Source organism: Mycobacterium sp. OAS707, assembly GCF_014873705.1.
Classification (GTDB): Bacteria; Actinomycetota; Actinomycetes; order Mycobacteriales; family Mycobacteriaceae; genus Mycobacterium.
This window is the reverse complement of the sequence record NZ_JADBDS010000002.1, coordinates 25,793-38,883: the sequence shown is the minus strand read 5'-3', so window position 1 is coordinate 38,883 and position 13,091 is coordinate 25,793. Positions and strand designations below refer to the sequence as shown.

Annotated in this window: 14 protein-coding genes; 9 read left to right on the top strand and 5 right to left on the bottom strand. The window is 65.7% G+C overall.

Annotated features, from left to right (window positions below; all coding sequences use genetic code 11):
* Positions 1-194 precede the first annotated feature (194 nt).
* Together GGC64_RS10880 and GGC64_RS10875 are read right to left on the bottom strand one after the other, a co-directional pair.
* Entirely contained in the window at positions 195-1,517 is a 1,323-nt protein-coding gene (locus GGC64_RS10880) for an aryl-sulfate sulfotransferase (RefSeq protein ID WP_192722536.1), read from the bottom strand.
* Positions 1,518-1,636: 119 nt separating this feature from the next.
* Positions 1,637-1,906 carry a hypothetical protein gene (locus GGC64_RS10875; protein ID WP_192722535.1) on the bottom strand — a complete coding sequence of 90 codons (270 nt, stop codon included), beginning with the start codon at positions 1,904-1,906 and terminating at the stop codon, positions 1,637-1,639.
* A gap of 370 nt (positions 1,907-2,276) precedes the next feature.
* Here GGC64_RS10875 and GGC64_RS10870 point away from each other — a divergent pair, with 370 nt between their 5' ends.
* From GGC64_RS10870 to GGC64_RS10855, 5 genes are all read left to right on the top strand, one after another.
* Positions 2,277-3,263, top strand: a complete 987-nt coding sequence (locus GGC64_RS10870; protein ID WP_192722534.1) for a hypothetical protein — start codon at positions 2,277-2,279, stop codon at positions 3,261-3,263.
* Between the two features lie 21 nt (positions 3,264-3,284).
* Positions 3,285-4,601, top strand: coding sequence for an FAD-dependent oxidoreductase (locus GGC64_RS10865; RefSeq protein ID WP_225951696.1), 1,317 nt, complete (start codon positions 3,285-3,287; stop codon positions 4,599-4,601).
* Positions 4,602-4,633: 32 nt separating this feature from the next.
* Positions 4,634-4,762 carry a BBE domain-containing protein gene (locus tag GGC64_RS35025; RefSeq protein ID WP_370582067.1) on the top strand — a complete coding sequence of 43 codons (129 nt, stop codon included), beginning with the start codon at positions 4,634-4,636 and terminating at the stop codon, positions 4,760-4,762.
* Between the two features lie 30 nt (positions 4,763-4,792).
* Positions 4,793-5,431 carry a cutinase family protein gene (locus tag GGC64_RS10860; RefSeq protein WP_192722533.1) on the top strand — a complete coding sequence of 213 codons (639 nt, stop codon included), beginning with the start codon at positions 4,793-4,795 and terminating at the stop codon, positions 5,429-5,431.
* A gap of 340 nt (positions 5,432-5,771) precedes the next feature.
* Positions 5,772-6,665, top strand: a complete 894-nt coding sequence (locus GGC64_RS10855) for a cutinase family protein (protein WP_370582066.1) — start codon at positions 5,772-5,774, stop codon at positions 6,663-6,665.
* 60 nt (positions 6,666-6,725) lie between these two features.
* Here the strand turns inward: GGC64_RS10855 and GGC64_RS10850 are convergent, their stop codons facing one another.
* A complete protein-coding gene (locus GGC64_RS10850; protein WP_192722532.1) occupies positions 6,726-6,989 on the bottom strand; it encodes a hypothetical protein in 264 nt (87 codons plus the stop codon).
* Between the two features lie 279 nt (positions 6,990-7,268).
* On the opposite strand from GGC64_RS10850, the gene GGC64_RS10845 reads away from it, so the two are divergent.
* Positions 7,269-8,267 carry an alpha/beta hydrolase family protein gene (locus tag GGC64_RS10845; RefSeq protein ID WP_192722531.1) on the top strand — a complete coding sequence of 333 codons (999 nt, stop codon included), beginning with the start codon at positions 7,269-7,271 and terminating at the stop codon, positions 8,265-8,267.
* On the opposite strand, the gene GGC64_RS10840 is transcribed toward GGC64_RS10845, so the two are convergent.
* Positions 8,242-9,546 carry an acyltransferase gene (locus GGC64_RS10840; protein WP_192722530.1) on the bottom strand — a complete coding sequence of 435 codons (1,305 nt, stop codon included), beginning with the start codon at positions 9,544-9,546 and terminating at the stop codon, positions 8,242-8,244. The two genes, GGC64_RS10845 and GGC64_RS10840, sit on opposite strands and share 26 nt — an antisense overlap.
* A gap of 100 nt (positions 9,547-9,646) precedes the next feature.
* Here GGC64_RS10840 and GGC64_RS10835 point away from each other — a divergent pair, with 100 nt between their 5' ends.
* On the top strand, positions 9,647-10,450 hold the full coding sequence (locus GGC64_RS10835) for an RsiV family protein (RefSeq protein ID WP_370582065.1): 804 nt from the start codon (positions 9,647-9,649) through the stop codon (positions 10,448-10,450).
* Positions 10,451-10,584: 134 nt separating this feature from the next.
* Positions 10,585-11,166 (top strand): glycoside hydrolase, encoded by a 582-nt coding sequence (locus tag GGC64_RS10830; RefSeq protein ID WP_225951778.1) that lies wholly within the window; start codon positions 10,585-10,587, stop codon positions 11,164-11,166.
* A 6-nt stretch (positions 11,167-11,172) separates the two neighbouring features.
* Here the strand turns inward: GGC64_RS10830 and GGC64_RS10825 are convergent, their stop codons facing one another.
* The gene (locus tag GGC64_RS10825; RefSeq protein ID WP_192722528.1) at positions 11,173-12,384 is read right to left on the bottom strand and encodes an oxygenase MpaB family protein; all 1,212 of its coding nucleotides are present in this window, start codon (positions 12,382-12,384) and stop codon (positions 11,173-11,175) included.
* Positions 12,385-12,454: 70 nt separating this feature from the next.
* Here GGC64_RS10825 and GGC64_RS10820 point away from each other — a divergent pair, with 70 nt between their 5' ends.
* On the top strand, positions 12,455-13,090 hold the full coding sequence (locus GGC64_RS10820; RefSeq protein WP_192722527.1) for a TetR/AcrR family transcriptional regulator: 636 nt from the start codon (positions 12,455-12,457) through the stop codon (positions 13,088-13,090).
* Position 13,091: the final 1 nt, after the last annotated feature.

Genomic DNA, 13,091 nt, shown 5'->3' with positions numbered 1-13,091 from the left:
CGTGAAGACGAGAAAGCGCACAGCACCGGCGTCGTGGCGTTTATCGAAACGGCCACCGGCGGTGTTACCACGTCGTACACCGTTCGATATTGACGTTTCCTCGGGAAACTCCTGTGAATCAGGCGCGACTGTCGACCTTGCACGCATGCTCCCGGCTGTGTTCATCGCCTCGATGTGTCGCGGACGGCCCCCGTTCACCGTTTGCTAGCGAGGCGCAGGTCGACAGCGTTCGACGACCGTGGGGTGTCCGTCGGCACCCACTCGTACGGCACCGCCTGCGACCGGTAGATCATCCGCGTCAAGGTCGGGCGGTCGACACCGTCGACGGTAGGGACCTTCACCTCGGGTTCACCCGCAACCGCGTAGTCCTCATACGGCGTGAGGTACTCCCAGACCACCTGTCCCGACGGCGTGACTTGAAAGATCCTGCCGTGCATCCCCTCGGTGATCAATGTGTTCCCGTTGGGGAGGCGCTGCGCGTTGCTGACGAACGAACTGAAGAAGGTCCACGGTGGGCGACCCGAGTCCTCCGCGGTGTATTGCCACACGATGTGCTCGGTGACGGGGTCGATTTCCAGCACCCGCGAACCGGCGTAAATGCCAAGGGGTGCAGGCGGATAGCCCGCGCCGCCCTGGTTGTCGAACACAAGCAGATTCCCGGCTCCTGGCAGCCCATCGGCGATGAAATGCGGGTTGTGCTGGCCAGAGATCTGATCGAGTGGCCGCGGCAACGCGTGGCTGTTGATGCGTTGATGCTCGGCGCCGGGAGCGTCGTCGAAATAGGGACCGAGCCGCCACACGATCCGCCCGGAGGCCCTGTCGATCAGAGCGACGATGTTGGCCTTGCGGGAGCTGATCAGGATGTTGTCGGGATGGAAGACGGAGTCCGGGTCATCGCGGTGCCAGCGGTTCGGTCCAAGCGTGCTGGCGCTGTTGATTTCCAGGTAGCCCCAGATGTTGTCGGGCTGGCGCGCCACACTTCGCCGTAGGTACTCGAAACCTTCTGCGGTGAAGCCGAATTCGTCGAGGTGGTCGCCCGCCTTCCATTCCCAGACGATTCGACCGTCCGGCGCCACCTCGTAAATGCCCTGATCCCCCACGATGTGGGGGCCCAGCGCTGGAACCTCGCGCGGGATCGCCACCAGAATGAGGCGGTTGCCGTTGTCGAGCAGCTCCCAATCGTGGTTCTGGCGGGCCGCACCATCCGGCGCCTCGGTACCCCACTCCCACACCTTCTCCCCCGACCACGAGAGCTGACCGACAGTCCGATTGCCGTAGATGCCGCCCGGCGAGTCGGCCAGCTGCGTGAGCTGAACGCCGATATCGCCGACCCGGCCGCCGTTGAGGGCGGGATCGATGATCCTGGCCGGAACGCCCGGATACGGCCACTCGTTGCGCACCACGCCGTCGAGGTCGATCAACCGACTGATCCCGTCGGCGCCGGTGTACAGGACGTAACTGCCGTGGGCGAGGTCGGGGTCGTGAAACGTCACGCCGCTGAACTGAACGAAGGCCATGGTCAGAAGTCGTACCAACCCTCGCACGGGTGATCGAGAGTTGAATTCGCAATGATCCGACCAGCCCGCGGCCATCGCCGCGATCCGGGCCGGACCCGGGCGCGAGATCCGCGGCAAACTCAGTCGCGTAAAGATGACGCCTCGGCCGCCGGCGGCTCGTGAGGTATGCACCAATACCAAAGCGACGGCAACGCCACCATATGCGGAGTGATCGGGTTGTCGGTGGACCGGCCTTTACGCCCCGCCACCTCGGCGTCCACCGGGAAACTCGCGGCGTAAACCGATGCCAGCAAACCCAATTCGTACGCCCCTCGCCGGTGCGGACAAAGATCATTTTCGGGTCCCTGGAAGAAATTGTTTGCTGCCCATTTCTTTTGAGCCGGATTCACTGCAGAATCGTGTTAGTTAAAGACCGAAACTGTGCGAGAATGCCCCTCGTTACCTACCGACGAGATCGCTTGCTGGTGGGAGGAGACCAAGATTTCGACGCAACTGCGCCTCGCAGCGGGTGTCTGCGTGCTCACCACCGGACTCCTTATCGGGAGCGGCGGTGGAGCGATCGCGACAGCCGACACCGAAACAACAGGTGCGAGCACCTCCACGAGCCAGTCGGTCAGTGAATCGAGCGACGCCGGCGGTTCGACCGCGTCGACCGCTAGCACCGCTAATAAACCGAAATCTTCGCTCAACACCACCCTTCAAAGCGTCCTTCAGAAGCTGCGTTCGCTCGGCAAACCGGCACCGAAACCACCCGTTGCGGTGAAACCGACGCCAGATGTCGTTGCGCCCGACCCCGATGCCGACAACACTGAGTCCTCAGAGGCCATTCCGGCCGCGATCACCACCGATCCAGCCGAGGCCGGTGAAAACGCGGAGGCCGGCGATCCCGCCGCGACTCCGCTCAACGCCGACGCCGCCGCGGCAGATCCGGGCGGACCTCCCCCACCGGGCAATGTCGCGCCCGGCATGGCGGCGTTCCGACCGGTGACCAACGCGGTGGCAACAGTTGCCGGGGTTGCGCTCACCGTGCCCGGCGTCTTCGCTGGCCTTCCCGGGTCAGAAGATCCGCTCGGCGACGTCATCACTTCGTTGCAGAGCATGCTGGTGACCGTCAATGGCGCGGTCGCGCCGCTCGCCCAGATGCCGGGCGATCTGTACTCGCTGATGGTCGGACTCGCGACGACGCCAGTCGAAACCGTCGGCGTCACCTCCGGCCTCGGCCGTTCGGTTGCAGCAGGTGCCGGCCTGACATCACCGACGACGCCGTTCGCCGGCCCGATTCTTCCGTTCACTCCCAGCGGGGACATGCCGCTGCTCGGCGACGTCATCGCACCCGCAACGCTCGGCGGAATTGCGGCCGCGGGCTTGAGCGCCGACTTGTCGCTGTCCGGGACCGCCCCGCTGGCGGTTGGCGGCGCCGGCCCGACCGACGCCCTGTCGTTCCTCGAGCACACCGTCAAGGCCGTGCTGGCGCCCGCTTCCCTGACGGCCCTCGCCGCGTTCGCGCTGCCGGGCATCGCCGGGCTTCTGATCATCTCCGGAGCTGGCATTCGGTTCGGATACCGCCAGGCGAAGGCAGCGATGGCCGTGCGGACAAGCGCGATCTCGCGTTTCGCGCGTCAGGGGCCGTTGGGCGTCGTACGGTCGGGTTCACTGGTCACGCTGCATACGCGCAATCGGCGGTCGCCACGCGTCGTCCTGCAGACGGCAGCGCGGGTCACGCCGCTCTTCGAACAGGCTGCCTGACAGTCCAGCCGTAATCCGGCCATGACGCGGGAGATCTCACGTCAGGTCTTCATCCGCGGTGCACTCGGCTCTGCCGCGGCCACTGCGCTGGCCTCGTGCCGGACACCCGTGCACGGACCGCAGGTGCAACCAACGAATTCGGCCGCACCGAGCCCGGCTGAGGCTTCCGGCCCGCAGAACTGGGCGGCGCTCGACGACGCCATCGAGGGCCACGTCCTCCTCCCGTCCAATCCCGATTACGCCACGGCGAAAAGTCTTTTCAACGCGCTCTTCGACGACTCGACACCGGCCGCCGTCGTCACGGCGCAATCGACCGATGACATTCGCAAGGCCCTCGAGTTCGCCGCGCGAAAAGACATCAAGGTCACCGTCCGCAGCGGCGGACACTCCTACATCGGCGCCTCGGCCGCCGACGGCGCAATGGTCATCGATTTACGGCGACTGCCCGGCGAGCCCACCCACGACCGCGAGCTGGTGACGATTCCGGCTGCGGCACAACTGGATTCGGTGCAGACTGCCCTGGCCGCGGAGAGACTTTCGATTCCCAGTGGTAGCTGTCCGACGGTTGGCATCGCCGGGTTGACGTTGGGCGGCGGACTCGGGTCGGATGCGCGGCGCGCCGGATTGACGTGCGACGCCCTGGCATCGGCCGTCGTCGTGTTGCCCAGTGGTGAGGTCATCACCGCGTCGGCAGATGAGCATGCCGACGTGTTCTGGGCGCTGCGCGGCGGGGGCGGCGGAGCCGTCGGCGTCGTCGCCTCATTGACATTCCGGACCTTTCCGACCGCCGGAAGGGACGTCGTCACCGTCGAGTTCCCTGAAGATGCGACCGCGGACGTGATCCTCGGTTGGCACGACTGGTTGCAGAGCGCCGACCGCGCGATCTGGGGCATGGTCAACATCACCGTGGGAGCCGGCTCGGCGGGTTGCACCGTTGTGCTGGCGACGCCGGCAGGCGACGGGCCGCACAGAGCCAGTCAGTTCAGTGCCGCCGCTGGTGTGCAGCCCACGAGCACTACGACCCGAACGTTGGGGCGCAGGGACTTCGTCCGGTACTTCGAAGGAGGCAGTCAGGCGGCTCGTCCGCGAGCGTTCGTCGCAGGATCCGACATCATCGGGGAGATGACGCGCGGAGCCGCGGAATCGATCGCCGCTGCGACGACTGCATGGCCGCTCGACGCGGGTTCGGCGACTGCGGTGATCGAGTCACTATCCGGTGCTGTCCAAGACCGCGGGCCTGGTGATGCCGCGTTCCCTTGGCGACGTGCGGCCGCCTGCGTCCAGTGGTACACCGAACCCTCGGCTGCCCGAATTGACACACCGCGCACCGCTGGCTGACCAGTGCGCATACCTCGGTTCAAGCACATTCGGTGGGACGTTATGTCAACTATGCGGAGCCGGACACCCGTCCGTCGCTGTACTTCGGCGCGAACCTACAGCGGCTGGGTGCGGTCCGTCGGCAATACGACCCGACCGGGCTGATGTGTTCGTTGATGTGACATCCGCGGGCCGTCTGGCGACATACCAGCATGGGCACGTCGAGCTTCTACCGAATCACCGTCGGCGCGGCAGTGGTGATGACTGCCTGGGCACTGCCTCTTGCCAACCTCCCGGCCGCCGGCGCCGATCCATGCCCTGATGTGGAGGTCGTGTTCGCGCGCGGGACGACTGAGCCGCCAGGTCCGGGTGGCATCGGGCAGACCTTCATCGACTCACTTCGGTCGCAACTGGGCGGACGCACGGTCGGGGTGTACGCGGTGAACTATCCCGCCAGCCGCGACTTCGAAACCAGTACCCCGGCCGGCGCACAGGACGCGAGCGCCCATATTCAAGCGACGGCCGCGAATTGCCCCAATACCCGGTTGGTGCTCGGCGGATATTCCCAAGGCGCAGCGGTGATCGACCTGTCGACCACGGCCGCGCCTGCCCAGATCGTCGATCACGTCGCGGCCGCCGCGCTCTTCGGCGCTCCGCGGAGTGCGTTCGCGGACACGCTCTCCCCCGGCCCACTGCCAACGATCGCTCCGCAGTACGTAGACAGAACGATCGACCTGTGTGTGCCGAACGACCCCATCTGTTCCGATGGCGGGGACATGCGTGCCCACACGGCATACATCGAGACCGGAATGGTCGATCAGGCCGCAACTTTCGCGGCGAATCGGATCTAGGAAGGCGAAACATCAACGCGTGCAGAGGATCTTGCGCCCGCTTCGCTAGCGTGCGATTAGCAAGCTCTAAGGAGGCGGTAAGAGACTAGGTATTCGGCGGTGAGTTACGTAGTATTCACCGCAATCCACTTCAGCCAGGCTGGCAGCATCTGGGTTCCGCGTAATACTCGGCGGCTGTCTCACGACATAGATGGCATCGTTGCGAGTCGGGAGGTCAGTCATGGCGAAGCTGCAGTTCATCGCTACTGCTGCTGTGCTGGGAAAATGGGGCAAACTCGGGGCGCGCGAAGGGCTTTCCGCTCGGCGCGCATCACCCGTCGAGGTATGCAAGCATAGGTCCGTGAGGCCACGTCACATCGCGGTATCGATCGGCGCTGCGGCACTGGCGACTTGCGGTCTGCAGAGTGCACCGATTCCGACAGCGCAGGCCGAGCCGTGCCCGGACGCCGAGGTCGTGTTCGCTCGGGGCACCACCGAAGCGCCGGGCCTAGGGCCGACGGGGGAAGCGTTCGTCGACGCACTGCGCGCGCGGGTCGCCCCGAAGTGGCTTGGCGTGTACGCGGTCGACTATCCGGCGACCATCGAATTCTCCACCGCCATCGACGGCATCAACGATGCGCGCACACACATCCTCGCCACTGCCGCGAATTGCCCGAAGACCAAGATGGTGCTCGGCGGGTTCTCGCAGGGCGCGGCGGTCATGGGCTTCGTCACCGCAAGCGTTGTGCCCGATGGGGTTTCGCCGGCGGAGGTGCCGGCACCGATGCCCCCCGAGGTGGCAAACCACGTCGCAGCGGTAGCCCTGTTCGGCAAGCCGTCGACACGTTTCATGCGTGCGATCAATGACCCGGCCGTCACTATCGGGCCGCAGTACGTGGGCAAGACCATCGACCTGTGTGTCGACAACGACCTCGTCTGCGATACCAGCGGCAGGAGTTTCTCGGCACACAACACGTACATCGATGCCGGAATGACCGATCAGGCAGCCACTTTCGTCGCCAATCAGCTGCAGGCGAGTTGGGCCGCGGACGCGTTGGCGCAACCACCCGGCACTGGCCCGGCACCAGGGCCGCAGGCCACGCCTGGGCCGTCGCCGCTGTCCGCGCCTGCGGTTACCGCGGCGCCGACGATACCCGCCGCGGGAACTGTCGGTCCCGCACCGCATCTGGAGGCCGCTCCGGTGCCTCCGGGTCCTGCGGCTCCCCCCGCACCGCCTATTGCACCCCTCGCCTGACGCAACGAGGCCTGGCGCCCGCCCACGTCGCGAACAAGCGCCAGGCCTTGTCGTTTGGGGTTAGGTCCCCTTGGCGTAGCGGGTCAGGAAGCTGAATGCAGCGATCCCGGCGACAACACCTATCACGCCCCAGATCACGAACGGGAAGACCAGTGCAATCGGTGACCAGCCGACGCTGGAGAACGTGACTGCCGTGTAGATCAGCCAGATCAGCCGGTATGCGCACCACAGTGCGGTCAGGCCGGTTGCGATCCCGATCCCCAGCGCCGTGTTGCGGTCGACGCGGTTGATCTGTTCCTCGAGCTGGGTGGGCACGAGCTTCATTACGGTTGTCCTTTCGTGGTGCGCAGCCTCGTTGGCGTCGTCATCGCGATAAGTACAGACGGCCTCGGCGGCTACCGATCCCAACAATTGCCGTCAGTGGCAATCCGGTTAGCTCGACCGGCGCTCTCTTCGATTGGGATGCAACAGAACTGGCGTCTTATGACAGCCACTTTCATTTTACGAACCGCAGGTCAGGGCGGGCCGGCGAGATCGACCGACACGCAACATTTGAAGTCGGAAAGAGTTGCCTGTCGATTCGCTGAACTACATAATCAGCCCGTGACCCAACTGAAGAGTCGTATCCGTGTGTTCGTCGTCGTCTTGATCTCGGTAATTCCGTTCCTATCGGTCCCGGTCGCGGCGGCAGATCCGCCGGGTGGGGCTCCGGGCGGCGGTCCACACATCACCGACATTCAGCACGTCAACGACCGGTGGGACAAGGTGTCGGTGTACTCGCCGTCGATGAATACCGTCATCGTCAACGACGTCTTCAAGGCCCCCAAGTCGGGCGCGCCCACGTTCTATCTGCTGCCCGGCATCGACGGCGGCGACGACATTGCCGGCGGGGGCATCGCGCCCGGCGGCAAGAGCTGGTTCGGCATGACCGACATTCAGGGGTTTTTCGCGAACAAGAACGTCAACGTGGTCTCTCCACTGGGCGGCGCCTTCAGCTGGTGGACCAACTGGGTCGCTGACGGAAGCAAGCAGTATCAGACCTACATGACGCAAGAACTGCCGCCGCTGATCAACAAGCAGTACAACACCAACGGCCGCAACGCGGTGGGCGGGTTGTCGAGCACCGGTGGCACCGCCGTGGATTACGCCGTGCAGGCGCCTGGCCTGTATCGGGCCGTCGGCTCCTACAGTGGGCTGCTCAACCCCTCAGATCAGCCCCAGCAGGTGTCGTTGACCCTGGCCGGTGGCGGTGCCAGCGCCGACGCGATGTGGGGCCCGCCCGGTGACCCGCTGTGGGTGGCCCACGACCCGTCGAAGAACGTATCCAAGCTCAAGGGAGTGGCTGTCTATGCCGCCGCATCGGCCAGCGGCGGAGTCGGTGCCGTCGACCGGCTGCCCGAGGGTTTCGGCCCCAACTTCACCGGCGGATTGATCGAACGCATCGTCGCCGACAGCACGAAGGTGTTCGCCGACTCCGCGGCGGCGGCCGGGGTGCCGATCAACTATGTGGTGCGACCAGAGGGCTCTCACACTTGGGGGCTGTTCGAGTCGGAGATGCAGGAGTCCTGGAACACCACTATCGGACCCGCGCTCGGGGTGTAGCGGCTATCCGCGCGGCGGCCGCGGCGGCGACGAAGCCGCCGAGGGCCGTCCACCCGGTGGCGTCTGCAAGCCCGTTCTTGGCGAGTACCAGGACCGCAACGCCTGCGACGCAAACCAGCGCTCCGGCGGCGTAGGCACGGACGCCGTCGGCGTCGGCCGGTGTATCCCACCACGGCAGCCGGCGATGCTCGAGCGGTGACAGCAGTCGGAAAGCCACGGCCATCACCGCCGCGAACACGACCGCCCGCAGCGCTAGGCGGGCCCAAAACCCTTGCGCGTGAACGTCATACGCGTCGAGACCGAACGCGTTCAGCGTGAAGGTGGCTACTGCGATGGCCGGGATGTGCCAAAGGTAGAGGGTCATCGCTCCCCCGTTGCCGACGGCAACCGCCCGCCAAACCCGCGGCCGGGCCGCCCATGTCCGGATCACGCTCGCGGTAGCGACGAAGGCGAACGACAACCACGTGCACTGCAGAGCGAGCAGGAACGTCGGCGGCGTCACGTTCGACATCCGCTCGGTGCCGGTGACCACTAGAGACACTTCGTAGGGCCCCGCGATCGCCACCACGACCTGTGTGGTGAGCGCCGCGACCGCAACGGCCCATGCCATGCGGACGCTGATTAGCCGACGCGCGTATCCGACCCCGATCGCGACGGGAATGAGCCAGACGATCAGGAAGTTGGCTGCCGCGGACATGGGTGTGCCGACGGCGATCCTGATCGCATCGAAGGCCGCCGCTGCGGCGAGCAATGCGACAACGACGACGGCGATGCCACGGCCGGTTTGAAGCCTGGTTAGCGCTGGGACGAAGGCGAGCACGACGAGGTAAACCCCGAGGAACCACAGCAGCGCGACGCACTCGCGCCCCAGCCCCTCTGCGGATGCGGCGCCAAGGGTCATGCGCGCCACCACGAGACCGGCCGACCATGCCGCGAGGTACCAGAACACGGGCCGACACAGGCGCTGCGCCCTGGTGAATAGCCATGTCCCCCAGCGGGTTCCGGCGCGCCAGCTGTAGGCGCCGGCAGCGCCGCCTGCCAGAAAGAACAGCGGCATCACCTGAACGGCCCAGGTGATCGGGGCAAGCGCGGGAATCTCACCGAGCAGGTTGCCGATGCGCAGCCCACCGGAGTCGATGGTGGCAAGCAGCAGCGCGCAGTGGCCGAACATCACGACGACAAGTGCGGCGATGCGGATGACGTCGACAGCACGGTCGCGGCCGACCGGTGTGGTGACGGCGTCCGTGCCGCTGTCGGATGCGGGCTGGCTGAGCGACATGACACAAGCATGCCCGGCCAGGGCATTTAGCGGATGAGTAGTACTACGCGCTAATCTCTCGTCCGCGGCGTACGCCGCAGTTTGCCAGGAGGGAATACGGGTGCGCATCTTCAATGTGGCCGCGCTGGTCGCGGCCGTCGCCATCTTCGGCTCTTCCGGCGTGGCCTCCGCCGCGCCAAAGGACTACTGCGCCGATCTCAAGGGCGGCAATACCGGCCGGACGTGCGAGATCCAGCTCTCCGACGCCGGCTACAGCGTCAACATCAGCATCCCGCTGGACTATCCCGACCAGAAGTCGGTGGCCGACTACATCGCCCAGACGCGCGACGGGTTCCTCAACGTGGCCAAATCCGGTGCGCCGCGCGACACCCCGTACGAGCTGAACATCACGCCGACGGAATACAACTCGGCAGTGCCGCCGCGCGGGACGCAAGCTGTGGTGTTCAAGGTGTACCAAAACGTCGGCGGCGCGCATCCGCAGACGATGTTCAAGGCGTTCAACTGGGACCAGAGCTATCGCAAGGCGATCATCTGGACGGCTGCACCGGACGATAAGAACAACACGCCGTTGTGGCGAGTCGACGATCCGCTGAAGGTCGTCGGCCCGATCGTGCAGGCTGAACTGCAGAAGCAGCTGGCACCTCCACCGCCCGCCGCGCCTGCCACCCCGCCTTCGGCGACGACGCCCACCACGAGCCCAGCGCCCACAACGCCGCCGGCGGCGGCGCCACCGCCCGTCGCGATTGCTCCTGCGGCGTTGTACAACCCGAACAACTACCAGAACTTCGCGGTCGTCAACGACGGAGTGATTTTCTTCTTCGACCAGGGGACACTGCTGCCGGAGGCGGCAGGGGCGACGCAGGTGCTGGTGCCCCGGTCGGCGATCGACCCGATGATTGCGTAACTCTCAACCTTTGGTGAAGGTAGCCATTCCGACTCGGATCCGGCAGTAGGGTGCTGGCCGTGGGCAAGAACCTGTTAGCCGACGGCCGGGGTCGCTGGTTGGCGCTCGGCGCGTCGGTTGTTCTTGCCTGCGGCATGTTCTATGCGCAGGGCGCAGAGCCTCGGCACAGCCCTGCGAACGCGGCAGTCCCACCATCAACGCAGGAAGCCGTTCCGCCGAGCGCGACGAAGCTTGCTACTCCCTCGGCCGCGGACTTGTTGGCCGCGAGTGCGCCGGTGGCCGGCCAGGATTTCCAGTTCGCGTTGCCTGCCGGCATCGCGCCGGAGAACGGCTTGCAGACCCACACCATTTGGGTGGCGCGTGCGATCAATGTGATGTTCCCGGAGATCAAGACGATCGGCGGGTATCGGCAGGACCCGTTGCCGTGGCATCCCAACGGGTTGGCCATCGACGTGATGATCCCGGACTATCACAGCGAAGCGGGCATCGCGCTGGGCAACCAGATCGCGGGTTACGCACTGGCGATGGCGAAGACGTGGGGCGTGATCCACGTCATTTGGCGGCAGGGCTTCTACCCGGCCCAAGCCGCTCCGAGTTGGACGGCGAACTACGGCAATGAAACCGCCAACCACATGGACCACGTTCACATCGCAACCGACGGCGGCGGCTATCCGACGGGAAAAGAAGCCTACTTCCTTGACTCCATGCGTTCTTGAATCGCGCTACGCGACGCTGCTCATGTGTGAAGCAGAGTCGCCGATTGTCGCCTGGCTGTCGCCGATGATGGTGCGCAGCAATGCTTCTTGTTCGCGTCGGCCACGGGACGCCGCACGATCCCTGCCGCCGGGCAGCGCGATTGCCGCGACACTGCGGCCTACGTTGACCGGGATTCGCAACAGCGGGTACCACGGCAGCACGTAGGTCAGGCCGAGCGTGCGCATCGCCCGCGGTCCGAGGAAACCGCTCGTCACCGACAGGTGTTGGGCCCATGCCAGGCGGCGGCGCAGTCCCCGCGCGCCGCGGTAGTGCCACGACAGCGGATCCTCGGCCATCGGCACTGAAAGCTGCTGGGTCGAGTCGTCGGGCATCGACAGCGCGGTGGCGGTGTGAAAGAGCACGCGGATGCCGTCACGGAAGTCGTGCGGCAGCCATTCGTCCTGCACGCCGATCAGCCAGCCGACATAGCGGGTCAGGTGTGCGATGGCGTCGAGGTCGCCGGGCGCGGGCAGGATTCCCATTCCCATTGCACCGACGGGTGGGGCGATCAGCGCGCCGACCAGGGTCGCGGCCATGTCGGTCTGGTTGACCGGCAAACCCCACTCATCACTGCGCCAATCGGGCATCGCGACCACATGCCTGCGCACGAAGGCGTGGATCAGGCGCACGCGCAGTGTGGATCGGTAGCCGATTCCGAACGGGGTCAGACCGCCGTCGGCGATGACGTCCATCGCCCACTGCATGGTCTCAGCGAAGCGCTGGTTCGAGCCCTTCTCCAGCGCGCCGGTACGCAGCAGCGTCTTGTTGAATCCGGAGAACTGATACCCGCCGAGCAGTGACACGTCGCGCGCGATGTACATGCCGTCTGCGCCACCTCTGCGCAGCGCGCGTTGACCTTTACGCACCTTGTCCCAGTCAACCCAATCGGGGGCGGATTCGACGGCAATGAAGAACTCGCGCAACGGTTCTGGTGCTTCGGACACGTTGTCGATGCCCTCGGCTGCTGCACGATCGAACAGGATGCGCATCTGCTGCATGCCTGCAGACGACATCCATTCGACAAGGCTGTCCATCGGCTCGTCGCCCACGGTCAGCCGCTCGCCGAGTCTGCGCCACTGCTCCGGTGTCGGCTCGCGCAAGCCCATAACGTGAGCGAACATCCGAACCACGGCAGGAACGGCGAGCGGCCTCTCGGGGTGGCGTGCCGGAATGTTCATCGCTGCTCTCCTTTGAGCACATTGGATAACGCTCGTAGTCAGAATTTAGGTTGCGGGTATCGTGCTGTCAATGAAGCGCGCGGAGGTGGTGCGCGAATACGGCGGCATCAGCGCGACCGACCGCCGCGCCGAACGCCGTCGAAAGCTGCTGGCAGCAGGGCGGCGTACGTGGGGCGAGTCCGGAGTCACCGAGGTGACGGTCCGCGGCGTCTGCACCGATGCGGGGCTGACCTCGCGCTACTTCTACGAGCAGTTCCCGAACCGGGAGGCGCTGCTGTTCGCCATCTCCGACGACGTCCGCGATCAACTGCTCGATGCGCTGGTTGTCGCCGGGATCGGCGCCCCTGGAACGCTCGGCGACAAACTTCGGTCGGCGCTGACGGCGTTCCTCGACATGATTGCCGCCGATCCTCACGTGCACCGCATCGCCACCGGGGACGTGAGCAGTGTTCCGGGTTTGGCGCAGCACCGCACGCACATCTTGGACATGATCACCGATCTGGTGATCCAGCACGCTCCGGACGTCCTGACCGGCGAGACTCAGGACCCCGCTGACTTGCGCCGAGGTGCCGTATTCATGGTCGGCGGTGTCAATCAACTCATCGGAGCCTGGCTGGAGAATCCGCAGGAGACCACCGGCGAGGTGGCGGCGGTGTGCGCTGATCTGTGCGTCGCCGTAGCTCGTGGCATCACCAGGTCGAGTTGAC

What these genes read in the sequence shown, in the direction of transcription:
- GGC64_RS10880 (WP_192722536.1), bottom strand. Translation starts at nt 1,517, where the DNA reads ATGGCCTTCGTTCAGTTCAGCGGCGTGACGTTTCACGACCCCGACCTC.
- GGC64_RS10865 (WP_225951696.1), top strand. Translation starts at nt 3,285, where the DNA reads ATGACGCGGGAGATCTCACGTCAGGTCTTCATCCGCGGTGCACTCGGC.
- GGC64_RS10860 (WP_192722533.1), top strand. Translation starts at nt 4,793, where the DNA reads ATGGGCACGTCGAGCTTCTACCGAATCACCGTCGGCGCGGCAGTGGTG.
- GGC64_RS10850 (WP_192722532.1), bottom strand. Translation starts at nt 6,989, where the DNA reads ATGAAGCTCGTGCCCACCCAGCTCGAGGAACAGATCAACCGCGTCGAC.
- GGC64_RS10840 (WP_192722530.1), bottom strand. Translation starts at nt 9,546, where the DNA reads ATGTCGCTCAGCCAGCCCGCATCCGACAGCGGCACGGACGCCGTCACC.
- GGC64_RS10830 (WP_225951778.1), top strand. Translation starts at nt 10,585, where the DNA reads ATGTTCTATGCGCAGGGCGCAGAGCCTCGGCACAGCCCTGCGAACGCG.
- GGC64_RS10825 (WP_192722528.1), bottom strand. Translation starts at nt 12,384, where the DNA reads ATGAACATTCCGGCACGCCACCCCGAGAGGCCGCTCGCCGTTCCTGCC.
- GGC64_RS10820 (WP_192722527.1), top strand. Translation starts at nt 12,455, where the DNA reads ATGAAGCGCGCGGAGGTGGTGCGCGAATACGGCGGCATCAGCGCGACC.